This window comes from Pseudomonas sp. ADAK2 TE3594 (assembly GCF_053628675.1).
In genome coordinates, this window is sequence record NZ_JBRJGV010000001.1 from 4,518,010 (window position 1) to 4,540,649 (window position 22,640).

Annotated in this window: 22 protein-coding genes; 5 read left to right on the forward strand and 17 right to left on the reverse strand. The window is 58.7% G+C overall.

Annotated features, from left to right (window positions below; genetic code table 11):
- The 9 genes from tolQ to AB7M22_RS20060 form a co-directional block, all read right to left on the reverse strand.
- Entirely contained in the window at positions 1-696 is a 696-nt protein-coding gene (gene tolQ, locus AB7M22_RS20020; RefSeq protein WP_007897030.1) for a protein TolQ, read from the reverse strand.
- A complete protein-coding gene (gene ybgC, locus AB7M22_RS20025) occupies positions 686-1,153 on the reverse strand; it encodes a tol-pal system-associated acyl-CoA thioesterase (protein WP_007933231.1) in 468 nt (155 codons plus the stop codon). The genes tolQ and ybgC overlap by 11 nt, the downstream gene beginning before the upstream one ends.
- 127 nt (positions 1,154-1,280) lie before the next feature.
- Positions 1,281-2,342, reverse strand: a complete 1,062-nt coding sequence (ruvB, locus tag AB7M22_RS20030; RefSeq protein WP_008006678.1) for a Holliday junction branch migration DNA helicase RuvB — start codon at positions 2,340-2,342, stop codon at positions 1,281-1,283.
- Complete coding sequence (gene ruvA / locus AB7M22_RS20035) at positions 2,343-2,960, reverse strand: Holliday junction branch migration protein RuvA (protein ID WP_454187569.1); 618 nt, start codon at positions 2,958-2,960, stop codon at positions 2,343-2,345.
- A 115-nt stretch (positions 2,961-3,075) separates the two neighbouring features.
- Complete coding sequence (gene ruvC / locus AB7M22_RS20040) at positions 3,076-3,600, reverse strand: crossover junction endodeoxyribonuclease RuvC (RefSeq protein ID WP_007897036.1); 525 nt, start codon at positions 3,598-3,600, stop codon at positions 3,076-3,078.
- A 158-nt stretch (positions 3,601-3,758) separates the two neighbouring features.
- Complete coding sequence (locus AB7M22_RS20045; RefSeq protein ID WP_007897038.1) at positions 3,759-4,505, reverse strand: YebC/PmpR family DNA-binding transcriptional regulator; 747 nt, start codon at positions 4,503-4,505, stop codon at positions 3,759-3,761.
- Positions 4,506-4,628: 123 nt separating this feature from the next.
- On the reverse strand, positions 4,629-6,404 hold the full coding sequence (aspS, locus tag AB7M22_RS20050; protein WP_454187570.1) for an aspartate--tRNA ligase: 1,776 nt from the start codon (positions 6,402-6,404) through the stop codon (positions 4,629-4,631).
- Between the two features lie 122 nt (positions 6,405-6,526).
- Positions 6,527-6,748 (reverse strand): FmdB family zinc ribbon protein, encoded by a 222-nt coding sequence (locus tag AB7M22_RS20055; protein WP_010457489.1) that lies wholly within the window; start codon positions 6,746-6,748, stop codon positions 6,527-6,529.
- A gap of 137 nt (positions 6,749-6,885) precedes the next feature.
- Positions 6,886-7,224 (reverse strand): ribbon-helix-helix domain-containing protein, encoded by a 339-nt coding sequence (locus AB7M22_RS20060; RefSeq protein WP_454188840.1) that lies wholly within the window; start codon positions 7,222-7,224, stop codon positions 6,886-6,888.
- A 464-nt stretch (positions 7,225-7,688) separates the two neighbouring features.
- On the opposite strand from AB7M22_RS20060, the gene AB7M22_RS20065 reads away from it, so the two are divergent.
- Complete coding sequence (locus AB7M22_RS20065) at positions 7,689-8,291, forward strand: cold-shock protein (protein WP_008006667.1); 603 nt, start codon at positions 7,689-7,691, stop codon at positions 8,289-8,291.
- A gap of 89 nt (positions 8,292-8,380) precedes the next feature.
- Here AB7M22_RS20065 and AB7M22_RS20070 read toward each other — a convergent pair whose 3' ends face one another.
- Both AB7M22_RS20070 and AB7M22_RS20075 read right to left on the reverse strand, forming a co-directional pair.
- The gene (locus tag AB7M22_RS20070; protein WP_008006666.1) at positions 8,381-8,587 is read right to left on the reverse strand and encodes a SlyX family protein; all 207 of its coding nucleotides are present in this window, start codon (positions 8,585-8,587) and stop codon (positions 8,381-8,383) included.
- A gap of 3 nt (positions 8,588-8,590) precedes the next feature.
- Positions 8,591-9,016, reverse strand: coding sequence for an HIT family protein (locus AB7M22_RS20075; RefSeq protein ID WP_032830486.1), 426 nt, complete (start codon positions 9,014-9,016; stop codon positions 8,591-8,593).
- An 897-nt stretch (positions 9,017-9,913) separates the two neighbouring features.
- On the opposite strand from AB7M22_RS20075, the gene AB7M22_RS20080 reads away from it, so the two are divergent.
- Entirely contained in the window at positions 9,914-11,266 is a 1,353-nt protein-coding gene (locus AB7M22_RS20080) for an OprD family porin (protein WP_454187571.1), read from the forward strand.
- Positions 11,267-11,410: 144 nt separating this feature from the next.
- Here the strand turns inward: AB7M22_RS20080 and AB7M22_RS20085 are convergent, their stop codons facing one another.
- Positions 11,411-12,253: a mechanosensitive ion channel family protein gene (locus AB7M22_RS20085; RefSeq protein WP_454187572.1), complete on the reverse strand. Its 843-nt coding sequence runs from the start codon at positions 12,251-12,253 to the stop codon at positions 11,411-11,413.
- Between the two features lie 135 nt (positions 12,254-12,388).
- A complete protein-coding gene (locus AB7M22_RS20090) occupies positions 12,389-12,874 on the reverse strand; it encodes a YajQ family cyclic di-GMP-binding protein (RefSeq protein WP_007906601.1) in 486 nt (161 codons plus the stop codon).
- A gap of 140 nt (positions 12,875-13,014) precedes the next feature.
- On the opposite strand from AB7M22_RS20090, the gene AB7M22_RS20095 reads away from it, so the two are divergent.
- From AB7M22_RS20095 to AB7M22_RS20105, 3 genes are read left to right on the forward strand one after another with little or no spacing between them, the layout of a single operon-like run.
- Positions 13,015-13,932 (forward strand): putative 2-dehydropantoate 2-reductase, encoded by a 918-nt coding sequence (locus tag AB7M22_RS20095; RefSeq protein WP_454187573.1) that lies wholly within the window; start codon positions 13,015-13,017, stop codon positions 13,930-13,932.
- Positions 13,933-13,977: 45 nt separating this feature from the next.
- Positions 13,978-16,014, forward strand: a complete 2,037-nt coding sequence (locus AB7M22_RS20100; protein WP_454187574.1) for a sensor histidine kinase — start codon at positions 13,978-13,980, stop codon at positions 16,012-16,014.
- A gap of 2 nt (positions 16,015-16,016) precedes the next feature.
- Positions 16,017-16,598, forward strand: a complete 582-nt coding sequence (locus AB7M22_RS20105; RefSeq protein ID WP_007906604.1) for a cob(I)yrinic acid a,c-diamide adenosyltransferase — start codon at positions 16,017-16,019, stop codon at positions 16,596-16,598.
- Positions 16,599-16,715: 117 nt separating this feature from the next.
- On the opposite strand, the gene AB7M22_RS20110 is transcribed toward AB7M22_RS20105, so the two are convergent.
- The 4 genes from AB7M22_RS20110 to secA form a co-directional block, all read right to left on the reverse strand.
- On the reverse strand, positions 16,716-17,660 hold the full coding sequence (locus tag AB7M22_RS20110) for a Nudix family hydrolase (RefSeq protein WP_454187575.1): 945 nt from the start codon (positions 17,658-17,660) through the stop codon (positions 16,716-16,718).
- A complete protein-coding gene (locus AB7M22_RS20115) occupies positions 17,657-18,289 on the reverse strand; it encodes a glutathione S-transferase family protein (protein ID WP_454187576.1) in 633 nt (210 codons plus the stop codon). Before AB7M22_RS20115 ends, AB7M22_RS20110 begins: the two co-directional genes overlap by 4 nt.
- 132 nt (positions 18,290-18,421) lie before the next feature.
- Entirely contained in the window at positions 18,422-19,639 is a 1,218-nt protein-coding gene (argJ, locus tag AB7M22_RS20120) for a bifunctional glutamate N-acetyltransferase/amino-acid acetyltransferase ArgJ (protein WP_008015216.1), read from the reverse strand.
- A gap of 120 nt (positions 19,640-19,759) precedes the next feature.
- On the reverse strand, positions 19,760-22,495 hold the full coding sequence (gene secA, locus AB7M22_RS20125) for a preprotein translocase subunit SecA (RefSeq protein ID WP_454187577.1): 2,736 nt from the start codon (positions 22,493-22,495) through the stop codon (positions 19,760-19,762).
- Positions 22,496-22,640: the final 145 nt, after the last annotated feature.

Genomic DNA, 22,640 nt, shown 5'->3' on the forward strand with positions numbered 1-22,640 from the left:
TTATTCTTCGCTGGTGTGCACTTTGCGGTGCAGGATCGCCTGGAATTCGTCGGCGAAGGTGTAGTAACGGCCCAGCAGGGTTTCGCTGCGAGCAGCAAAACGGTTGTACGCGATAACGGCCGGGATGGCGGCGAACAGACCGATCGCGGTAGCAATCAGTGCTTCGGCAATACCAGGGGCCACAGTGGCCAGGGTCGCTTGCTGGGCAGTTGCCAGACCACGGAAGGAGTTCATGATGCCCCAGACCGTACCGAACAGACCGATGTACGGGCTGACGGAACCGACGGTGGCGAGGAACGGCAGGCTCTGCTCGAGTTTTTCTTCTTCGCGGGAGATGGCCACGCGCATGGCACGGGCCACGCCTTCCATGACCGCTTCCGGGTCAACGCCTGACTGCTGACGCAGACGGGAGAATTCCTTGAAGCCGGCACGGAAGATCTGCTCGACGCCCGAATCCGGGTCAGGGTTGCTGCCGGCCTGACGGTAGAGTTTGGACAGGTCGATACCGGACCAGAAGCGCTCTTCAAAGCTCTCCAGGGCACGTCGACCGGCGCGCAGCAAGTTGCTGCGCTGAAAGATCATGATCCATGAGGTCACCGATGCGGCTACCAGGATCAGCATTACCAGTTGCACCACGATACTGGCATTGCTGACCAGGCTCCACATGGAGGAATGGTCGACGACGTTAGCTTCCACGCTTTATCTCCTGCTTTGAGTGTGTACCCGCGCCGCTCACGTCGGCAAAGGCCGCACGTAGAGCTTCGGGAATGGCCCGGGGTTTCAAACTGTTAGTGCGCACACAGGCCACCAGAAACTGCCCTTCGCAGAGCAGCACATTATCCGTAGCCCGCCTGACCTGCTGTTTGAAGCGCAGGCTGACCCGGTTCAATTCAATTACTTCAGCGCTTACCAGCAGCTCGTCGTCCAGTCGCGCCGGCGCGTGGTAACGCGCTTCGCTGGAATGCACGACGAACAACAGGTCCTCCCCTGCCAGCGCCGACTGGGCAAAGCCCAGCTCCCGGAGCCGCTCGGTTCGAGCCCGTTCCATAAACTTGAGGTAATTGACGTAATACACGATGCCGCCCGCATCGGTGTCCTCGTAATAAACGCGACAACGATGTGCGAACGGCTCAAGCCCGTTTTGCGCGCGCATACTCTAGTGCTTACTCCTCAGGTTGCCAATCCGGCCAGGCAACTGTTTTTCATTGATTCGCGGCTTTCTGGCGAAAGTACGGTCCTGGGACAGCACAAATCCCGAATAAATCAGCGCGCAAAGGTTACTAATCGTCCACGGCATCGAGGAACTCGTCTACCACGGGCATCTCGCCTAATCGTGACGGGATGTTTAAACCGAAGTGCAGGTACGCATGTCGAGTGACCACCCGCCCCCGCGGAGTGCGCATGATATAGCCCTGCTGGATCAAATATGGCTCCAGCACGTCTTCAATAGTGTGACGTTCTTCGCTGATCGCCGCCGCCAGACTGTCCACCCCCACCGGCCCACCGTCGAACTTCTCGATCATGGTCAGCAGCAGGCGTCGGTCCTGATGGTCGAAACCACGCTCGTCGACATCCAGCAGGTTCAACGCCAGGTCGGCGATCGGCTTGGTGATGTGGCCCTTGGCGCGAACCTCGGCGAAATCCCGGACCCGACGCAGCAAGCGGTTGGCGATCCGCGGCGTGCCACGGGCACGGCGGGCGATTTCGAAGGCGCCTTCCGGGTCCAGCGGCAAACCGAGAATGTTCGCCGAGCGGCTGACAATCGTCGCCAGGTCAGCGGTGTTGTAGAACTCCAGACGCTGAACGATCCCGAAACGGTCGCGCAACGGGTTGGTCAGCATGCCGGCCCGGGTGGTTGCGCCGACCAGCGTGAACGGCGGCAGATCGAGTTTGATCGAGCGCGCGGCCGGCCCTTCGCCGATCATGATGTCGAGCTGGAAATCTTCCATGGCCGGGTACAGGACTTCTTCGACGATCGGCGACAACCGATGGATCTCGTCGATGAACAGCACGTCATGGGGCTCAAGGTTGGTCAGCAACGCCGCCAGATCACCCGGACGCTCGAGGACCGGCCCCGAGGTGCTTTTGATCGACACGCCCATTTCCTGGGCAATGATGTTGGCCAGGGTGGTTTTACCCAGGCCCGGAGGGCCGAAAATCAGGGTGTGATCCAGGGATTCATTGCGCCCGCGCGCGGCCTGGATAAACAACTCCATTTGTTCGCGAACGGTCGGCTGGCCAATGTATTCGGCCAGGCTGACGGGACGAATCGCCCGGTCCTGGACTTCCTCGCGGTCACGGGGACCACCCGTGGCGGCGATCAGACGATCAGCTTCAATCACTTAGATCATTCCCTTAAGGGCACGACGAATCATGTCTTCACTGCTCAAACCTTTCTCCTTGATCGCGGAAATCGCCTTGCTGGCCTCCTGCGGCTTGTAGCCCAGGGAAATCAGCGCGCTGACCGCGTCATTTTCGGCGGTGGCAACCGGAGCTGGCCCATCTGGCCCACCCGGCTGGTTTGGCACCAGCGCGAACATAGCCGGCACGGTTTCCCAGGCCTTGAAGCGATCCTTGAGCTCGACCAGCAAACGCTCGGCCGTTTTCTTGCCCACGCCCGGCACCTTGGTCAGCGCCGAGGTGTCCTGGGACTGCACGCAACGCACCAGTTCGTCGACCTCCAGGCTAGACATCAAGGCCAACGCCAGTTTCGGCCCCACACCATTGAGACGGATCAGCTCGCGAAAAAAGTCTCGCTCGCGCTTGCCAAAGAAGCCATAGAGTAACTGCGCGTCTTCGCGTACGACCAAATGGGTGTGCAAGGTCAGCGGTTCACCGACCGACGGCAAGCGATAAAGCGTGGTCATGGGGACTTCCAGCTCATACCCCAGACCGTTTACATCCAGAATCAGGTGCGGCGGCTGTTTCTCAGCCAAAGTGCCGCGCAAGCGTCCAATCACGTTTCAGATCCTTGAGCCTTGGCCAGATCAGTGCTGGCGACTGACAGAACAAGGGTTTTGCGCCGACGACACAGGCGCAAAACCCTCATTCCATAAAAAATGATTGCTGATGCTATCAGAGACGCAGGCGCCCGCCACGACTGCGTGCTGTGCCCAGACCATGAGGCAACAGGCTGGAACGGGTGTGAGCGTGGCAAATCGCGATGGCCAGGGCATCCGAAGCATCGATTTGCGGCTTGCTGGTCAATTTCAGCATATGCATGACCATCATTTGCACTTGTTCCTTGTTCGCCCCGCCAGTGCCGGTCACCGCTTGTTTGACCTGGGTCGCGGTGTATTCGGCGATTTCCAGGCTTTCCTCGGCACCGGCCACGATGGCTGCGCCGCGGGCCTGACCGAGTTTGAGGGCGGAGTCGGCATTGCGCGCCATGAAGACCTTTTCGATGCCCATGGTCACCGGGCCGTAGGTCTGGATCACTTCACGTACACCCCGATAGACGATCTGCAGGCGCTCGTGCAGCTCGCCGGAGCCCGTGCGAATGCAGCCCGACGCCACGTACACGCAGCCACGCCCGGTATCACGTACCACGCCATAACCGGTGATACGCGAACCGGGGTCGATTCCAAGAATTAAAGTCATAACGCCTGCGGGTTAGGTAAGAGCACGATATTCAATACAGCGAATAACAAATGTGGGAGCTGGCTTGCCTGCGATGGCGTAGGCACATCAAACAATGATGTAGCCTGACACGCCGCCATCGCAGGCAAGCCAGCTCCCACACTGAATCTTAGTCGCCCTTATCCGAGCTGTGCGGCCACCGACTCTGGAATGTCGGCGTTGGAATACACGTTCTGCACATCATCCAGGTCTTCAAGCATGTCGATCAGCTTGAGCACCTTCTCGGCGCCTTCCAGGTCCAGTTCGGCACTGGTGGTCGGCAGCATGACGATTTCCGCGTCATCGCCCTTGAAGCCTGCGGCCTCCAAGGCGTTGCGCACGGAATAGAAGCCGGCGAACGAGGTGAACACGTCGATCGAACCGTCTTCGTGGGTCACCACGTCATCGGCGTCGGCCTCCATGGCCGCTTCCATCAGCGCATCCTCATCCACGCCTGGCACGAAGGAAATCTGCCCCTTGCGCTCGAACAGGTAGGCCACCGAACCGTCCGTGCCGAGGTTGCCGCCGCACTTGCTGAACGCATGGCGAACAGCCGCTGCAGTGCGGTTGCGGTTGTCGGTCATGCATTCGACCATCACCGCCACACCGCCCGGGCCGTAACCTTCGTAGGTCAGCTCGACCATGTCGTCGGTATCGGCAGCACCGGCACCGCGAGCAACCGCGCGATCGATGATGTCGCGACTCATGTTCGCACCCAGCGCTTTATCCAGCGCCAGACGCAAACGCGGGTTGGAGCCCGGATCACCACCACCCTGACGAGCAGCAACCGTCAGCTCACGAATCCACTTGGTGAAAATCTTGCCCTTCTTGGCATCCTGACGTTCTTTGCGGTGCTTGATGTTCGCCCACTTGGAATGACCCGCCATAACTCGCTCCGAATTATCTTTGAAACATTGCCCGCCACGCCATGATGCGCCTGCCAGCAAATAAAAATCTCGACCATTGTATAAAGAAAGGGCGCATCCGAAGATGCGCCCTTCTGGCCAGCCTTACTCAGCTTTAGGCGTTTCGCGCAGACGAATGTGCAGTTCGCGCAATGCCTTGGCATCCACCAGACCCGGTGCCTGAGTCATGACGCAGGCAGCGCTCTGGGTTTTCGGGAAGGCGATCACTTCACGGATCGACTGGGCGCCGGTCATCAGCATCACCAGACGGTCCAGACCGAAGGCCAGACCACCGTGCGGCGGCGCGCCGTATTTCAGGGCGTCGAGCAGGAAGCCGAACTTCTCTTCCTGTTCCGCTTCGCTGATACCCAGCAGACGGAACACCGACTGTTGCATTTCCTTGCGGTGGATACGGATCGAACCGCCACCCAGTTCGGTGCCGTTCAGGACCATGTCGTAGGCACGGGACAGCGCGGTTGCCGGGTTGGCTTCCAGTTCTTGCGGCGTGCACTTCGGCGCGGTGAACGGGTGGTGCAACGCGGTGAAGCTGCCGTCGTCGTTCTCTTCGAACATCGGGAAGTCGACAACCCACATCGGTGCCCACTCGCAAGTCAGCAGGCTCAGGTCGTGACCAACCTTGATCCGCAGCGCGCCCAGGGCTTCGCTGACGATCTTGGCTTTATCGGCGCCGAAGAACACGATATCACCGTCAACCGCGCCAACGCGATCAAGGATCACGTTGAGGTTAGCCTCAGGAATGTTCTTGACGATTGGCGATTGCAGACCTTCGACGCCTTTGGCGCGCTCGTTGACCTTGATGTACGCCAGGCCCTTGGCACCGTAGATGCCAACGAACTTGGTGTAGTCGTCGATCTTGCTGCGCGGCATGCTTGCCGCGCCTGGAACGCGCAGAGCGGCAACGCGGCATTTCGGATCGTTGGCAGGGCCGCTGAACACCTTGAAGTCGACTTCTTTCAGTTGATCGGCAACGTCAACCAGTTCCAGCGGGTTACGCAGGTCCGGCTTGTCGGAACCGTAACGACGCATGGCCTCTTCAAAGGTCATGTGCGGGAAGTCGCCGAACTCCAGGTCCAGCACTTCCTTGAACAGGTTGCGGATCATTTGTTCGGTGATGCCCATGATCTCTTTTTCATCGAGGAAGCTGGTCTCGATGTCGATCTGGGTGAATTCCGGCTGACGGTCGGCGCGCAGATCTTCGTCGCGGAAGCACTTGGCGATCTGGTAGTAACGGTCGAAGCCGGCGACCATCAGCAGCTGCTTGAACAGCTGTGGCGATTGCGGCAAGGCGAAGAAGCTACCGGCGTGAGTACGGCTCGGCACCAGGTAGTCGCGAGCGCCTTCTGGCGTGGCGCGGGTCAGAATCGGCGTCTCGACATCGAGGAAGCCGTTCTCGTCCAGGAAGCGACGGATGCTGGTGGTCATGCGCGAACGCAGACGCAGCTTCTCGAGCATTTCCGGGCGACGCAGGTCGAGGAAGCGATAACGCAGGCGGGTTTCTTCGCCGACGTCGGAGAACTCGTTGAGCGGGAACGGCGGGGTTTCCGCTTCGTTCAATACTTCCAGCTCGTAGCCCAGCACTTCGATCATGCCCGACGCCATGTTGGCGTTGGTGGCACCGGCCGGACGCAGGCGAACCTTGCCGGTGATCTTGACCACGTATTCGCTGCGCACGCGATCGGCGGCGGCGAAGGATTCAGCGCGGTCCGGGTCGAACACCACCTGAGCCAGACCGTCACGATCACGGATATCGAGGAAAATCACCCCACCGTGGTCACGGCGACGGTGAACCCATCCGCAAAGGGTAATTTCCTGGCCTTCCAGGCTTTCGTTCAGTTGGCCGCAATAATGGCTGCGCATCATGGTCGTGGTTTCACTTCTCGTAATTCGAAATTCGGTTGGAGGTCTTGCCGCACCCCCACACCTAAACAAGGTGCCAGATGATGCAAGAGCTCGCGCGTGTCATTCAGCCCGGGCGCTAGACCCTAGTCAGCTTTGTCGCCACCGGCCAGATTTTTCTTGGAACCGGTCTTGAAGTCGGTTTCGTACCAACCGGTGCCGCTGAGGCGGAAGCCCGGCATGGACAGCATCTTTTTAAGCTCTGGCGCCTGGCAGGCAGGGCAGTCGACCAGCGGTGCTGCGCTGATCTTTTGAATGGCTTCCAACTGATGACCACAGGAAGCACATTGATAGTCGTACATCGGCATGGGGGTTGTCTCGGCGATCAGATTGCTACCGCGCATGCTGGGCTTTGCGGCAAAGGGCGGGATTATATCCATTAAATGCAGCCTGTGCAGCCGTAAGACTGCACAGACCGACACTCGACCCGATCAATCGCCAACTGCTAAGCCATGACGAGGCAACTTCCCTCCTTCAGGCTGTGCACGACGCAGACAACCCGCACCAGCCCGGTGAAGTTCTTCACTCCGCCATGACGCAAATGCACTTCGCGATCCACGTGGGACAACAGCGCACTGACCGAGCAGCAATTGACCTTGGCCATATCACCCAAAATATCCCAATAGACCTGCTCAAGCCGCAAACAGGTTGCAAAGCCATTCAAACGCACTGACCGGGATAATGGCTGGGCCAGGCCCATATCGAATTCGCTGACTAATGAATCAATCCTCACATCCTTGAGTGGACCGATCCTCCTCTCGCTTCGCCTGTCTTCATGAACCATACCGTTGACACTCCTTTGCCATCCTTGCTGCTTATAAGAGTCATATTCCGTTTCCTTATAAAAGCGCAGGCGCACAGGCATATCCAGATGACTTTATGACCATCAACGTAGGATAAGCCAACAACGGAGGGGAGATCATGGAGCACGTCCTAGGCCGGACGTTTTCCCACAAGTACTGACGCAACATCACTCAATGAAAAGGCAAAAGATCCGAGGAACACTGCGCGCGAACAACAATCAGCAAGCGTCACTCGCACACCGGCCAGTGGAAAGCACCGCTGGACCGCCTGATTTGAGTAGCCGCGGGCTTTGCTGTTAAATAGGCAGTGTGTCGCTACCGCCTATTTTCCGGGGGCTGCGCATAGGCTGATACCGGGTACGTGTCCAACGCCTCTTATTGTTCTGAAGCGAACCGTGCTCCATCAGCTCTTCCTTGTGATCCGTCTTAACGTGAGTTAATCAAAATGTTGAAAATCGTCCACCTGCTAATGGGCGCAGCAGCCCTGCTGCTGTCCTTCATCCCTAGCCTGCGATCCGAAGCGCTACCTTACCTGCAACAACCCGATGCGCTGTACCTGGCCTTTTTCGGCCTGCTCAACCTCACCCTTGCACCCGTTATCCCTTACTGGAACAAAGGCCCGCGCCATCAACTGCAAAACCTGGTCAGCGCCTTGCTGGTTCTGGCTGTCGTGCTGCAAACCCTGACGCTGATCGCCCCGATGCCTGTCATCGCCGGTCAACCTGCCGTTCTGTTCAGTCTGGTCGTTGCCCTGATCGCCATTCTTTTGCACCTGGCCGTCAGTTTCTACAAATCTTCACCGGCCGCCGCCTCGCCAAGCTATGACATGAGCAACCGCGATACTGGCACCGTTAAATGGTTCAACACCTCCAAAGGCTTCGGCTTTATTTCCCGTGATTCCGGTGATGATATTTTTGTGCACTTCCGGGCAATTCGCGGTGAAGGCCACCGTGTACTGGTCGAAGGCCAGCGCGTGGAGTTCTCTGTCATGAACCGTGACAAAGGCCTGCAAGCCGAGGATGTGATCGCCGCCCTGCCGCGTCGCTGACTCCAAGGCTAAAAAAAACCGCGAACAGCCCAAGCTGTTCGCGGTTTTTTTATGGCCTGCCCTTCACTAATGAGGCTCACTAATGTGGCTCAGTAATGCGGCGGTGGCGCCTCTTCTTCGAAGGACTCGAACTGACCGGCCATTTCCTCTTGCCGCTTGAGCAATGCGGCCATTTGCAGTTGCAGGCGCTCCACTGCGCGTTGCTGCGTCGCCAGCACATCACTCAATGCCTGGATGGTGTCATCCTGAAACGCCAACTGGCTTTCCAGATCGGTAACGCGTGCTTCCAGGCTCATGACTCAACCCTCCAGAAACGTGAAGTCATCGGTCAACACCAGACGCAGCCGTTCGCGAATCGTCGCGATCTGCTCTGGACTGTAGGGTTTGGCCGGCTGCTTGCCCCAGACCGGAGCTGGCCAGGCGGCGTCCTCACGCTTGCGCACAATCACATGCATGTGCAACTGACTGACAACATTACCCAGGGCCGCGACGTTCAACTTGTCCGCATCGAACGAGTCCTTGAGCATTTCCGCCAGCGCGGTCGTTTCCTGCCACAGCTGCTGTTGATCTGCGACATCTAACTGAAATATCTCACTGATATCCTCGCGGCGTGGCACGAGGATGAACCACGGGTAGTTCGAATCATTGGACAACAGCAACCGACAGAGCGGGAAATCGCCGATCGGCAACGTGTCTTGTTGAAGTCGTGGATCTAAAGCGAACACAGCGCGCACTCCCCTCTGGTCATCTTTTTTCAGCTTAGCGCCCATACCAAAAGACGGCGGCACCAAACGACAGGACGGCAGCATACCTGCGAATGCCACGCGCTTCACGACGAACTGCCGCCTGCAGGTCCTCCGGGCGCCCCGGCATGAGCCATTTTGATCCGGCATGCACCATGACAGAACCAGTCGCCGCACAAAAAATGCCGAAATGACCAATAAACAACGGGCTGCTCGCTTCGAACACAAAGCGACACTGTGTGAATTCGGTACAGCAATTGAAATTTTTTGCACCAAAACCGCACAACGCGTCTACGCTCAGTGCGTCAGCATCCGCTAACTACTCACTGGCGGGGTGAACCGGTAACGTTTTTGGTTGTCGCCCCCATCAGTTGGATGTGGCAAACACGATGCGAAGCATGGCGTCAAGCCCAAGTAAAACGAGCTTGACCCCCCGGTTTTATGGGGTTTTTACAGCAGCAGGCAGGCCTTTGGAAAAAAACAGCAACAGAATTCCGATTTGTGCACGCTTGTTGCATTCACACCTATATCGTCTATAAGGCGTCCGCTGGAAGTGGAAGCCTTAAGGCCAATAAAAACAGTGGCAGGATTGCCCGATGGAGATTCAAGTGCAGGACCAGGGACTCTTTTTTACCGATGCTCAAGTCATGGAAAACAACGCTGAAGTTGTCAGTCCGATTGCATCGGGATTGTGAATTTGCGACATCTACCCAGCCATTTGCGACAGGGTCGTAAAGAAGCTGAAAGGTTAGATGCGCAAGTATCGCCAACATGGTCGGCGTGATATAAGTTTGCGCCGACACAAAAAGAAAGAGCCGCCCGGATAATAAAACAGGCGGGACGGCAGTACTCTTCTAAAAACCAAAGGAGCAAATCACGATGCGCGTGATGAAGTGGAGCATGATCGCACTGGCAGTTGCTGCAGCAGCCAGTACTCAATTGGCTACGGCCGCACCTTTCGTAAGTGACCAGGCTGAAGCCAAAGGTTTTGTTGAAGACGCCAAGTTCGACTTGCTGCTTCGCAACTATTACTTCAACCGTGACAAGAAAGACGGCGCAGTCGACGACAAAGACTGGACCCAGGGTTTCCACGGTGTATTCAGCTCTGGTTACACCCAAGGTACTGTCGGCGTAGGTGTTGACGCGTTCGGTTACCTGGGCATCAAACTGGACGGCGAAGACAAGTACTCCGGTTCGGGCAACCTGAGCCGCGATTCCCAAGGCCGTAACCACGACGACTTCGGTAAAGCCGGTGGAGCCGTCAAACTTCGTGTCTCCAAGACTGAACTGAAGTTCGGTGAGATGCAGCCAAGCACCTCTCCAGTGTTCGCCGTCGGCGGCTCCCGCCTGCTGCCTCAAACCGCTACCGGTTTCCAACTGCAGAGCAGCGAAATCGCCAACTTGGACCTGGAAGCCGGTCACTTCTACTCGGCCTCCAGCCAGGACGAGATGAACAGCGACGGTGAGTTGCACTCCCAGTACGCGAGCTTTCCTGATGACGGTCAACCTGTAACCGGCAGGACCATGGACTATGCCGGTGGCAAATACGGCATCAACGACAACCTGAGCGTTTCGCTCTACGGTTCCAAGTTCAAAGACATCTGGAACCAGTACTACGCCAACGTGAACTATACCATTCCAATGGGTGGCACTCAGTCGGTCAACCTGGACGGTAACATCTACCGCACCACCGATTCCGGTAGCGCTAAAGCGGGCGACATCAGCAACACCACGTACTCGCTGGCAGCCGCTTATTCGTTCCTGAAGGCTCACACCGTTACTCTCGCCTTCCAGAAAGTTAACGGCGACACCCCGTTTGACTACGTCGGTGTGGGCGATAACAACCGTGGCGGCGACTCGATCTTCCTCGCCAACTCCATCCAGTACTCTGACTTCAACGCTCCAAACGAAAAATCTGTACAAGTTCGTTATGACCTGAAAATGGCTGAGTACGGCATACCTGGTTTGAGCTTCATGACCCGTTACGCTAAAGGTTGGGATATCGACGGCACCAAAATGGATGCCGATAGCCCATACCGCCTGTACGGCTACGGCGAAGATGGCAAGCACCACGAAACCAACCTCGAAGCTAAGTACGTAGTTCAGACAGGCCCTGCGAAAGATCTGTCCTTCCGCATTCGTCAGGCATGGCATCGCGCCAATACCGACCAGGCTGAAGGCGATATCAACGAGTTCCGCCTGATCGTCGACTACCCGATTTCGGTTCTGTAATTGCCGAAAGCCTGTTCGCGGTAATCAAAAAAAGGCCCATCTTCGGATGGGCCTTTTTTATTGGTTACAGCATTGTGTTTAATGGAGCGGGCTCTTGCAGAACAAGTCTGACCGAAAGGTCAAACATGCATCGAAGACCAATCATTACACCGTAGCCGATTCCTGCATCACTCGAATAACCCGCTGCGGAAATGGAATATCAATACCGGCAGTCTTCAACCGATCGCGCGATTGTTCGTTAAACATGAACATCACATTCCAGTAGTCAGCGGTCTTCACCCACACCCGCAGGGAAACAGTGATCGAACTGTCACCCAGCATGGAAATCACGGCTTCCGGTGCCGGATCAGCCAATACTCGCGGATCCTTGGCCAGCTCCAGTAACACTTCACGGGCCTTTTGCAAGTCCGCCTCGTAAGCCACACCCACATCAAACACCACTTTGCGGGTCGGTTGACGGTTGGTGTTGGTGATGATGCCGTTCGACAGATTGCCGTTAGGCACGATGATGGTTTTGTTATCGCCGGTGCGCAGTACGGTGTGGAAGATCTGGATGCTGTCGACAGTACCGGCAACACCTTGAGCTTCGATCCAGTCACCGATGCGGAACGGGCGGAACAACAGAATCAGCACGCCGCCGGCGAAGTTCGCCAGGCTGCCCTGCAAGGCCAGACCGATCGCCAGGCCAGCAGCACCGATCGCTGCGACGAAGGATGTGGTTTCTACACCGATCATCGACGCCACGCTAACGATCAGCAGAATCTTGAGGATGATATTCGCCAGGCTGCTGATGAAGCCTTGCAGCGCGAGGTCGGCGTTACGCAGCGCGATCAGGCCGCCGAGTTTTTGCGTCACCTTGTTGATCAGCCACCAGCCGACGGCCAGGGTAATCACCGCCAACAGCACACGGCTGCCGTATTCCATGATCATCGGAATCCAGGCTTGGGATGCCTTGACCAGATTGTCCACTTCAGCATTCAAATCCATCTACATTCTCCCGGGTTAAGCACAATCAGGGTGGGAGCGAGCCTGCTCGCGAAGGGCGCATATCAGTCGAAATCACTATTGAATGACACACCGCTTTCGCGAGCAGGCTCGCTCCCACAAGGTTCCGCTTGAAAGTCAGTCGCGGAAGTTGTTGAACTGCAGCGGCATGTCGAACGTCTTGGCGCGCAGGGCTGCAATCGCTTCCTGCAAATCGTCACGCTTCTTGCCGGTGATGCGCACTTGCTCGCCCTGAATGGCGGCCTGGACCTTGAGCTTGGCGTCTTTGACGTGAGCGACGATTTTCTTCGCCAGCTCTTTGTCGATGCCTTCCTTGAGGACCGCTTCCTGCTTCATCAACTTGCCCGACGCATAGGCATCCTTGACTTCAAGGCACTGCACGTCGATCTTGCGCTTGACCAGGGCCAGCTTGAGGATCTCGATCATCGCTTCGAGCTGGAAATCGGCTTCCGCGGTCAGGTTGACGGTCAGGTCCTTTTCCTTGAACTCGAAGGTGCCTTTGCCTTTCAGGTCATAACGACGATCGAGTTCCTTGACGGCGTTCTCGACCGCGTTGGTGACTTCGTGTTTGTCCAGTTCGGATACCACGTCGAACGACGGCATGTAATCTCTCCAATAAAAAGGCACGCTCGATAACGATGGAGCGCGCTTGGCTTGCGGTTAAAATCGGGCTCATTATAACGGGTCTTTTCCAACCGATACTGTGAGCCTCACATGCCAGCGCCAAACCGAGCAAAAAGTTGATGTCTACGCCTTGGCATATTCTCGGCGCCGGCAGCCTCGGCACCCTTTGGGCCACGCGTCTGGCGCGGGCTGACGTGCCGGTCAGGCTGATCGTGCGGGACGCGACACGCTTACAGGCCTATCAGACGGCGGGAGGTTTGACGCTGGTCGAACACGGCGAAGCGCAGCTGTATCCAGTGCCCGGCGAGACACCCGACAGCGACGGGCCCATCAGCCGTCTGCTGGTGGCCTGCAAAGCCTACGACGCCGAGAAAGCCGTGGCCCGGCTTGCCCATCGCCTGACTTCCGACGCCGAACTGATCCTGTTGCAGAACGGCCTTGGCAGTCAGGACGCGGTTGCCGCGCAGGTGCCTCAGGCGCGCTGTATCTTCGCCTCCAGCACCGAAGGCGCATTTCGCGATGGCGACTGGCGTGTGGTATTCGCCGGTCATGGCTACACCTGGCTGGGGGATGCCGGCCACCCGGTGGCGCCGATCTGGCTGGAGGACTTGAGCACCGCCGGTATTCCCCATGAGTGGAGCACGGACATCCTCACAAGGCTGTGGCGAAAACTGGCGCTCAATTGTGCGATCAACCCGCTGACTGTGCTGCACGAATGCCGTAACGGCGGTTTGCAGCAACATCATTGCGAAGTCGCCACCCTGTGCGCCGAGCTCACCGAGCTGCTTGAACGCTGCGGCCAGCCGGCAGCGGCGGAAAATCTCCGGGAGGAAGTCGAACGGGTGATCCAGGCCACCGCGGCCAATTTCTCCTCGATGTACCAGGACGTCGCGAATCAGCGCCGCACCGAAATCAGCTACCTGTTGGGCCATGCCTGCAAAGTCGCCTCCCGGCACCAGATGAACCTGCCCCACCTCAATCAATTGCAGCAGCGCCTGATCGCCCATCTGCGCAGCCTTGGATTGCCCAGCGACTGAGCAGCGGCTACGCTGGCCACTTGTTCCTTTTCAGCGATGAACCTGATGCCATTGCGCCAGCGCCTTGAAAACCTTCCAGTCGGGCAGAAACTGCTGGCCGCTCTGCTGGTGCTATTGACCACGGTTTTGCTGGTCGCCAACCTGACCTTTATCAGCGCCGCTTATTACATTTCACAGGAAAGCATGGCCCCCCAAGCCTTGCAGACCATCGGCCGGCTGGTGTCCAACCCGAGCCTGATCTCCGAAGCCCTTAAGTCGCCGCAAACCGCCGAGCGCCTGCTCAACGAACTCAACAGCTATACACCGTTGCGTGCGGCCGCGCTCTATGACGGCAAAGGTGTGCTTTTGGCGCAGCTGCAGCAGGGCGACAAGCTGAGCCTGCCGGAGCATTTCCGGCACCTCGACGCCTGGCAAGCCACAGAGTTTCGCAGCAACCAAGTGATCACCCTGCCCCGCCCCGGCACCGAGCCCGGCCATTTGTTGTTGGTGGCCAGCAGCGAACTGCCGATGGCGTTCTACACCGGGACCCTGACCGCCAGTTTGGGGATTCTGATCTTCAGCGTGCTGTTGTGGCTGGTGATTGCCCGGCAGATCAAACGCCTGATTACCCGCCCGATTCATCAGCTAGAAGAGTTGTCCCGGCAAGTCACCCGGGAAGAGAACTACGCCCTGCGCGCCTCTCGCGGCAACCACGACGAAATCGGCAGCCTTGCCGAAGCGTTCAACACCATGCTCTCGCGCATCGAGGCCCGGGAGCAGCAGCTCAAGCGCGCCCGCGACGATTCCCAAGCCGCTTACGACCAGGCTCAGGGGCTGGCCGAAGAAACCCGTCACACCAACCGCAAGCTTGAGCTGGAAGTTCAGGTGCGCAGCAAGATCGAAAAGAAACTCACCGGTTTCCAGAACTACCTCAACAGCATCATCGACTCCATGCCGTCGGCACTGATCGCCCTCGACGAGCAGCTCTACGTGACCCAGTGGAATCAGGAAGCCAGCGCCCTGTCCGGTACGCGTCTCGATGAAGCCTTGAACCAGCCGATCTTCCTCGCCTTCGAACCGCTCAAACCGTTCCTGCCGCAGCTCAGGCAAACCGTCGAGCAGCACACCGTGGCGAAAATCGAACGCGTTACCTGGCTCAAGGACGATGAACCCAAGCATTACGCCCTGACGTTCTACCCATTGATGGGCGGTGCCGGGCGCGGCGTGGTGATCCGGATCGACGACATCACCCAGCGTCTGTCCCTGGAAGAAATGATGGTGCAGTCGGAAAAAATGCTCTCGGTCGGCGGCCTCGCCGCCGGCATGGCTCACGAGATTAATAATCCGCTGGGCGCGATCCTGCACAACGTGCAGAACATTCGTCGGCGCCTGTCACCCGATCTGCCGAAGAACCTCGAACAGGCCGAGCAACTGGGCATCGAGCTGGAAACGGTCAACCAGTACTTGAAGGCTCGCGAAGTGCCGCAGTTACTCGATGGCATTCAACAGGCTGGCGCCCGGGCGGCAAAAATCGTGACGCATATGCTCAGCTTCAGCCGCCGCAGTACCCGGCAAATGGCTCCCTGCGATTTGCCGGCGTTGATCGATCAAGCGGTGGAAATCGCCGGCAATGACTTCGACTTGGCCATCGGCTTCGACTTCAAGGGGCAGGCGATCATTCGGCAGTTCGATCCGGCACTGGGCCCGGTGCCCGGCACTGCCAACGAACTGGAACAGGTACTGCTCAACTTGCTGAAAAACGCCGCGCAAGCCATTCACCAGCGCGCGGACGACCGCGAACCGGGGCGGATCATTCTGCGCACAAAACTGAATCCGCCATGGGCGGAAATTCAGGTCGAAGACAACGGCATCGGCATGAGCGAGAGCGTGCGCAAACGCACGTTCGAGCCGTTCTTCACCACCAAGGAAATCGGCCAGGGCACCGGTCTTGGGCTCTCGGTCTCGTATTTCATCATCACCAACAATCACAAGGGCCAGATGGAAGTGCAATCGACGCCGGGCCAAGGCACCTGTTTCACCTTGCGCCTGCCGTTGTCGGGCACTCCGGTGGTTTCTCAAGAACTCAATCAGCTGTCGAGGTAACCATGGGCTTTCGCTTGTCGAAGATTTACACCCGCACTGGCGACAAAGGCGAAACCGGGCTCGGCGATGGCCGCCGGGTGCCCAAGGACCATCCGCGCATCGAAGCCATTGGCGAAGTCGATACGCTGAACAGCCAGGTGGGTGTGCTGTTGGCCGGGTTGGCGGCGCAAAGTGATACGTATCCGGGGTTGAACGAAGTGATCGAGGTGTTGGCGCCCTGCCAGCATCGGTTGTTCGACTTGGGTGGCGAACTGGCGATGCCGGTGTATCAGGCACTGAACACGGCAGAAATCGAGCGCCTGGAAGCGGCGATCGATGTATGGAATGAAGAGTTGGGGCCGCTGGAGAATTTCATTCTGCCCGGTGGTTCGGCGCTGATCGCCCAGGCTCACGTATGCCGCTGCCTGGCCCGCAGCGCCGAGCGGCGCTGTCAGCAGTTGAATGCGATCGAGCCGTTGGCCGGGGTTGGCCTGGCGTATATCAATCGGTTATCGGATTTGTTGTTTGTGGCGGCGAGGTTGATTGCCAAGCGTCAGGGGATTGCCGAGATTTTGTGGCAAGCGGCTGCGAAACCCCAAGTTTAGTCGGCGTCTTCAAGGACGCCTTCGCGGGCAAGCCTCGCTCCTACAAGGACGGCGTTGTTGCCAAATCCTGTAGGAGCGAGGCTTGCCCGCGAAGAAGCCGGTAGCCTCAATGCAGAATCAGGCTTCAGGCCAAAACGCCCGAATCCCCGCCACACCCTGCGCCCCTGCTTCCCAAGCCTTCTGCCGCTCTGCCGGGCCAACACCACCGAGCAAGAAAACCGGTTTGCTGAAGCCCTCGATCAGGGTCGACGCCTGCTCCCAACCCAATGGCAGCGCATCCGGGTGAGTCTGCGTCGGCTGCACCGGCGACAGGGTCACGAAGTCCACGCCCATCTGCTCGGCCAGTGCCAGCTCCTCAGCATTGTGGCAAGACGCTGCCAACCAGCGCGACGCCGGTAGCGGACGCCCGGCCGCCGCGTACTTGCGCAACTGCTGCGATGTGATGTGCCAACCGGCGGACGGGAAGTCCCCCAGCCATTCAAACGGCCCCTTGATCATCAGTTGCGCCTTGCCCGCACACAGCCCCGCCGCGTCCACCGCCAGATCGCGGTATTGCGGGTCGTAGCCGTTAGGCGCGCGCAACTGAATCAGCTTGATGCCGCCAGCGATGGCTTTCTGGATACCGCGCAGCAAGGCCGGAGTTTCCAGGCCCTCCGGGGTGATCAGGTAGTCGCCGGGCAAGCGTGCAGCCGCGACGATCGGTTGGTTGGCGGCCGGAAATTCATAGTCCAGTAGTTCCCGCGCGGTCACCCAGGCCAAAGGCTGACCTTCGGCGCCATGGGGTTCGCCGGTAAACGCCGAGACTTCCCAGACATCCAGCAACACCTGCTTGTCCGGATAATCGTGGCGAACCTTGATCATCGGTCGCGCAGTATTGACCACAATGCCCAACTCTTCGTGAAGCTCGCGAGCCAGGGCCGTTTCGACGGATTCGTTATCCTCGACCTTGCCACCGGGGAACTCCCACAAACCGCCCTGATGCTGGGTGTCGGCACGGCGGGCAATGAGGATTTTGCCGTTGCTATCGCGGATAACCGCGGCTGCTACATGGACTCGTTTCACCGCTCTATTTCCTCCAGACCCGCCTTCTGCCAGGCCTTGAAGGCTGGCCATTGGTAGATGGTTTCGACATAGGCCGCGTCGGCCTCGGGCAGTTTCACCTGATAGGTGCGCAGGCGTACGGCGATCGGTGCAAAAAACGCATCGGCCAGGGTCGCGCCGCCAAACAGGAACGGGCCGGTTTCAGTCGCGGCGGCGCGACATTCAGCCCACAACGCCAACATGCGCTCGATTTCAGCCTGAACCTCAGGCGGGGTCGGCGACAGTGGCGCATCGTGGCTCAAATCGAACGGCATATTGCCGCGCATGGCGAAAAAACCGCTGTGCATCTGCGCGCACGCCGAACGCGCCTGGGCACGGGCGGCAGTGTCTTGGGGCCAGAGGCCGGCATCGGGAAATTGTTCGGCCAGGTATTCGGCAATCGCCAGGGAATCGGCGATGGTGCCGTACTCGGTTTTCAGCAGCGGGACTTTCCCGGTCGGCGAATGCTTGAGCACGCGCGCGCGAGTGTCCGGCTGGTTCAGCTTGATCAGTTCTTCGGTGTAGGACGCGCCGGTCAGGTCGAGGGCCAGTGCGGCGCGCAGGGACCAGGAGGAATGCAGTTTGTCGCCGATGATCAGGTGGAGGCTCATGTTCGGGCGCCTTTTGGTAAGTGGAACAGGCCAGAATTTCTAGTGTCTGGCCGTCCGTCATCGCGGGCAAGCCTCGCTCCTACAGATCACACCACCTGTAGGAGCGAGGCTTGCCCGCGAAAGCGATATTTCTTACGTACGGTACTCGGCGTTGATCTTCACGTATTCGTGGGACAGGTCAGTCGTCCAGATGGTTTCGCTGCAATCGCCGCGACCCAGCTCGATGCGGATGGTGATTTCTTCCTGCTGCATCACTGCCGCGCCCTGGGCTTCGGTGTAGGTGGCGGAGCGAGCGCCGCGGCTGGCGATGCACACGTCACCGAGGAATACGTCGATTTTGCTCACGTCCAGGTTCGGTACGCCGGCACGGCCCACGGCGGCCAGAATGCGGCCCCAGTTCGGGTCGGAGGCGAACAGCGCGGTCTTGATCAGCGGCGAATGGGCCACGGTGTAACCGACGTCCAGGCACTCCTGGTGATTGCCGCCGCCGTTGACTTCCACGGTGACGAACTTGGTCGCGCCTTCGCCGTCGCGCACGATGGCCTGGGCCACGTCCATGCAGACTTCGAACACCGCTTGTTTCAGCAAAGCGAACAGCGGACCGCTGGCTTCGGTGATTTCCGGCAGTGCTGCCTGACCGGTGGCGATCAGCATGCAGCAGTCGTTGGTCGAAGTATCGCCGTCGATGGTGATGCGGTTGAACGACTTGTTGGCGCCGTCCAGCAGCAGGTTTTGCAGCACGTCACGCGAGACTTTGGCGTCGGTGGCGATGTAGCCGAGCATGGTCGCCATGTTCGGGCGGATCATGCCCGCGCCTTTGCTGATGCCGGTGACGGTGATGGTCACGCCATCATGCTGGAACTGACGGCTGGCGCCCTTGGGCAGGGTGTCGGTGGTCATGATGCCGGTGGCGGCGGCTTCCCAGTTATTGACCGACAGATCATCGAGGGCGGCTTGCAGCGCGCCTTCGATTTTTTCGACCGGCAGCGGCTCGCCGATCACACCGGTGGAGTACGGCAGCACCAGGCTTGCATCGACGCCAGTCAGCTCAGCCAGTTTGGCGCAAGTGCGCTCGGCCGCTGCCAGGCCTGGTTCGCCGGTGCCGGCGTTGGCATTGCCGGTGTTGGTCAGCAGGTAACGTACCGGGCCTTGCACGCGTTGTTTGGCGAGGATCACGGGAGCGGCGCAAAAGGCGTTCAGGGTGAACACGCCCGCCACTGTGGAACCTTCGGCACAGCGCATGACCACGACATCCTTGCGCCCCGGGCGCTTGATGCCGGCCGAGGCGATACCGAGTTCAAAACCGGCAACCGGGTGCAACGTTGGCAAAGGACCAAGACCAACAGCCATGAATGCGCTCCTTAATAAATGATGTCTGCACCGCCGTCGGGGCGTCGGTGGTTTAAATGGCAAAACGCCGCGACGGCATAAGCCGGTCGCGGCGCGGGTATTTCAGCGTATGAAACGGGTTTACTGGATCTGCCCGTGGCAATGCTTGTACTTCTTGCCCGAACCGCAGTAGCACAGCTCGTTACGGCCCAGCTTCTGCTCGTTGCGTACCGGTGCGGTGGCGAGGGCTACATCGACCTCTTCACCCAACACTTGCGGTTGCTCCAGGCCAGGTGCTTCGTCGTGCTGGAACTGCATGCGCGCAGCCAGTGCCTCGGCTTCCTGACGCAGGCGAGCTTCTTCTTCGATCGGATCTTCGCGGCGAACCTGAACGTGCGACAGCACACGGATCGAGTCGCGCTTGATCGAATCCAGCAACTCGGAGAACAAGGTGAAGGACTCGCGCTTGTATTCCTGCTTCGGGTTCTTCTGTGCATAACCACGCAAGTGGATGCCGTGACGCAGGTGATCCATGGTCGACAGGTGGTCTTTCCACAGGTCGTCCAGTACACGCAGAACGATTTGCTTCTCGAAGGAGCGCAGTGCTTCGGCACCGGCCTGGTCTTCTTTCTCGTTGTACGCGGCGATCAGCTCGTTCATCAGCTTCTCGCGCAGGGTTTCTTCATACAGGTGATCGTCTTCGTCCAGCCACTGCTGGATTGGCAACGCCACACCAAAGTCGCTCTGCAACGCGGCTTCCAGACCGGCCACGTCCCACTGCTCTGGCAGCGATTGCGGTGGAATGTGCGCGCTGACGGTGGCGTTGAGCACGTCCTGACGGAAATCGGCGATGGTTTCGCCAATGTTGTCGGCGGCCAACAAACTGTTACGCATGTGATAGATCACTTTACGTTGTTCGTTGTTGACGTCGTCGAACTCGAGCAGTTGTTTACGGATGTCGAAGTTACGGCCTTCTACCTTGCGCTGAGCTTTCTCGATGGCGTTGGTCACCATGCGGTGCTCGATCGCCTCGCCGGACTGCATGCCCAGCGCCTTCATGAAGTTCTTCACCCGGTCAGAGGCGAAGATGCGCATCAGGCTGTCTTCCAGCGACAGGTAGAAACGGCTGGAACCGGCGTCGCCCTGACGACCGGCACGACCGCGCAACTGGTTGTCGATACGGCGCGATTCGTGACGCTCGGAAGCGATCACCTGCAAGCCGCCCGACTCCAGCACTTGCTGGTGACGTTTCTGCCAGTCGGCCTTGATCTGGGCAATCTGCTCCGGAGTTGGATCTTCCAGGGACGCCACTTCAACTTCCCAGTTACCGCCCAACAGAATGTCGGTACCACGACCGGCCATGTTGGTGGCGATGGTCAGTGCGCCCGGACGACCGGCCTGAGCAATGATTTCGGCTTCTTTTTCGTGGAACTTGGCGTTCAGAACCTTGTGTTCGATGCCTTCCTTCACGAGCAGGCTGGACATGTGCTCGGACGTTTCGATGGTGGCGGTACCCACCAGCACCGGACGGCCCTGAGTCATGCATTCCTTGATGTCGTTGATGATCGCCGCGTATTTCTCTTCGGCGGTCAGGAACACCAGGTCGTTGTAGTCTTTACGCGCCAACGGTTTGTTCGGCGGGATGACCATGACCTGCAGGCCGTAGATCTGGTGGAATTCGAACGCTTCGGTGTCTGCGGTACCGGTCATGCCGGACAGTTTGTTGTACAGACGGAAGTAGTTCTGGAACGTAGTCGACGCCAGGGTCTGGCTCTCGGCCTGGATGTTCAGGTGTTCCTTGGCTTCGATGGCCTGGTGCAGGCCTTCGGACAAACGACGACCCGGCATGGTACGGCCGGTGTGTTCGTCGACCAGCACGACCTGACCGTCCTGCACGATGTATTCGACGTTGCGATTGAACAGTTTATGCGCACGCAGGCCGGCATAAACGTGGGTCAGCAAGCCCAGGTTGTGCGCCGAATACAGGCTCTCGCCTTCAGCCAGCAGGCCGACGCGGGTGAGCATGTCTTCGATGAACTGGTGACCGGCTTCGTTGAGTTCGACCTGACGGGTCTTCTCATCGACGGTGTAGTGGCCAGCCTTGGTGACTTCGCCTTCGACTTCTTCGACGTGCAATTCCAGCTGCGGGATCAGGTTGTTGATCTCGATGTACAGCTTGGAGCTGTCCTCGGCCTGACCGGAGATGATCAGCGGGGTACGGGCTTCGTCGATGAGGATGGAGTCGACTTCGTCGATCACGGCAAAATTGAGTTCGCGCTGGAATTTTTCTTCCATGCTGAACGCCATGTTGTCGCGCAGGTAGTCGAAACCGAATTCGTTGTTGGTGCCGTAGGTGATGTCGGCGGCGTAAGCGGCACGTTTCTCTTCCGGCGGCTGGAATGGGGTGACCACACCGACCGTCATGCCGAGGAATTCGTAGAGCGGACGCATCCAGTTGGCGTCACGGCGGGCCAGGTAGTCGTTCACCGTCACAACGTGCACGCCCTTGCCGGACAGCGCGTTGAGGTAAACGCCCAGTGTTGCCACCAGGGTCTTGCCTTCACCGGTACGCATTTCCGCGATCATGCCTTCGTGCAAGGTCATGCCGCCGATCAGCTGGACATCGAAGTGGCGCATACCCATGACGCGCTTACCGGCTTCGCGGGCGACCGCAAAGGCTTCTGGCAGCAGTTTGTCGAGGGTTTCCCCTTTGGCGAGGCGGGCCTTGAACTCGTCGGTCTTGGCACGCAATTGATCGTCCGAAAGGGCTACCATTTGCTCTTCGAAGGCATTGACGAGCTGCACCGTCTTGAGCATGCGTTTGACTTCACGCTCGTTCTTGCTTCCAAAAAGTTTCTTTAACAAAGGCGCAAACATATCGGCAGGATCTTCCACACTAAAGGGATGGAGGGCGGCCCCGTGAGTCGCCCGTGCAGCCCTCATGGCCGCATGCGAACGAGCATTCTACCCGGAAACGATGGTGAGGAAAGTGGCGTTATTCCACGATGCATGCACTGCGCTG

Coding starts and splice junctions, on each gene's coding strand:
- ybgC (WP_007933231.1), bottom strand. CDS start 1,153: ATGCGCGCGCAAAACGGGCTTGAGCCGTTCGCACATCGTTGTCGCGTT.
- ruvC (WP_007897036.1), bottom strand. CDS start 3,600: ATGACTTTAATTCTTGGAATCGACCCCGGTTCGCGTATCACCGGTTAT.
- AB7M22_RS20045 (WP_007897038.1), bottom strand. CDS start 4,505: ATGGCGGGTCATTCCAAGTGGGCGAACATCAAGCACCGCAAAGAACGT.
- aspS (WP_454187570.1), bottom strand. CDS start 6,404: ATGATGCGCAGCCATTATTGCGGCCAACTGAACGAAAGCCTGGAAGGC.
- AB7M22_RS20055 (WP_010457489.1), bottom strand. CDS start 6,748: ATGCCGATGTACGACTATCAATGTGCTTCCTGTGGTCATCAGTTGGAA.
- AB7M22_RS20060 (WP_454188840.1), bottom strand. CDS start 7,224: ATGGTTCATGAAGACAGGCGAAGCGAGAGGAGGATCGGTCCACTCAAG.
- AB7M22_RS20065 (WP_008006667.1), top strand. CDS start 7,689: ATGTTGAAAATCGTCCACCTGCTAATGGGCGCAGCAGCCCTGCTGCTG.
- AB7M22_RS20070 (WP_008006666.1), bottom strand. CDS start 8,587: ATGAGCCTGGAAGCACGCGTTACCGATCTGGAAAGCCAGTTGGCGTTT.
- AB7M22_RS20080 (WP_454187571.1), top strand. CDS start 9,914: ATGCGCGTGATGAAGTGGAGCATGATCGCACTGGCAGTTGCTGCAGCA.
- AB7M22_RS20085 (WP_454187572.1), bottom strand. CDS start 12,253: ATGGATTTGAATGCTGAAGTGGACAATCTGGTCAAGGCATCCCAAGCC.
- AB7M22_RS20090 (WP_007906601.1), bottom strand. CDS start 12,874: ATGCCGTCGTTCGACGTGGTATCCGAACTGGACAAACACGAAGTCACC.
- AB7M22_RS20095 (WP_454187573.1), top strand. CDS start 13,015: ATGTCTACGCCTTGGCATATTCTCGGCGCCGGCAGCCTCGGCACCCTT.
- AB7M22_RS20100 (WP_454187574.1), top strand. CDS start 13,978: ATGCCATTGCGCCAGCGCCTTGAAAACCTTCCAGTCGGGCAGAAACTG.
- AB7M22_RS20105 (WP_007906604.1), top strand. CDS start 16,017: ATGGGCTTTCGCTTGTCGAAGATTTACACCCGCACTGGCGACAAAGGC.
- AB7M22_RS20115 (WP_454187576.1), bottom strand. CDS start 18,289: ATGAGCCTCCACCTGATCATCGGCGACAAACTGCATTCCTCCTGGTCC.
- argJ (WP_008015216.1), bottom strand. CDS start 19,639: ATGGCTGTTGGTCTTGGTCCTTTGCCAACGTTGCACCCGGTTGCCGGT.
- secA (WP_454187577.1), bottom strand. CDS start 22,495: ATGTTTGCGCCTTTGTTAAAGAAACTTTTTGGAAGCAAGAACGAGCGT.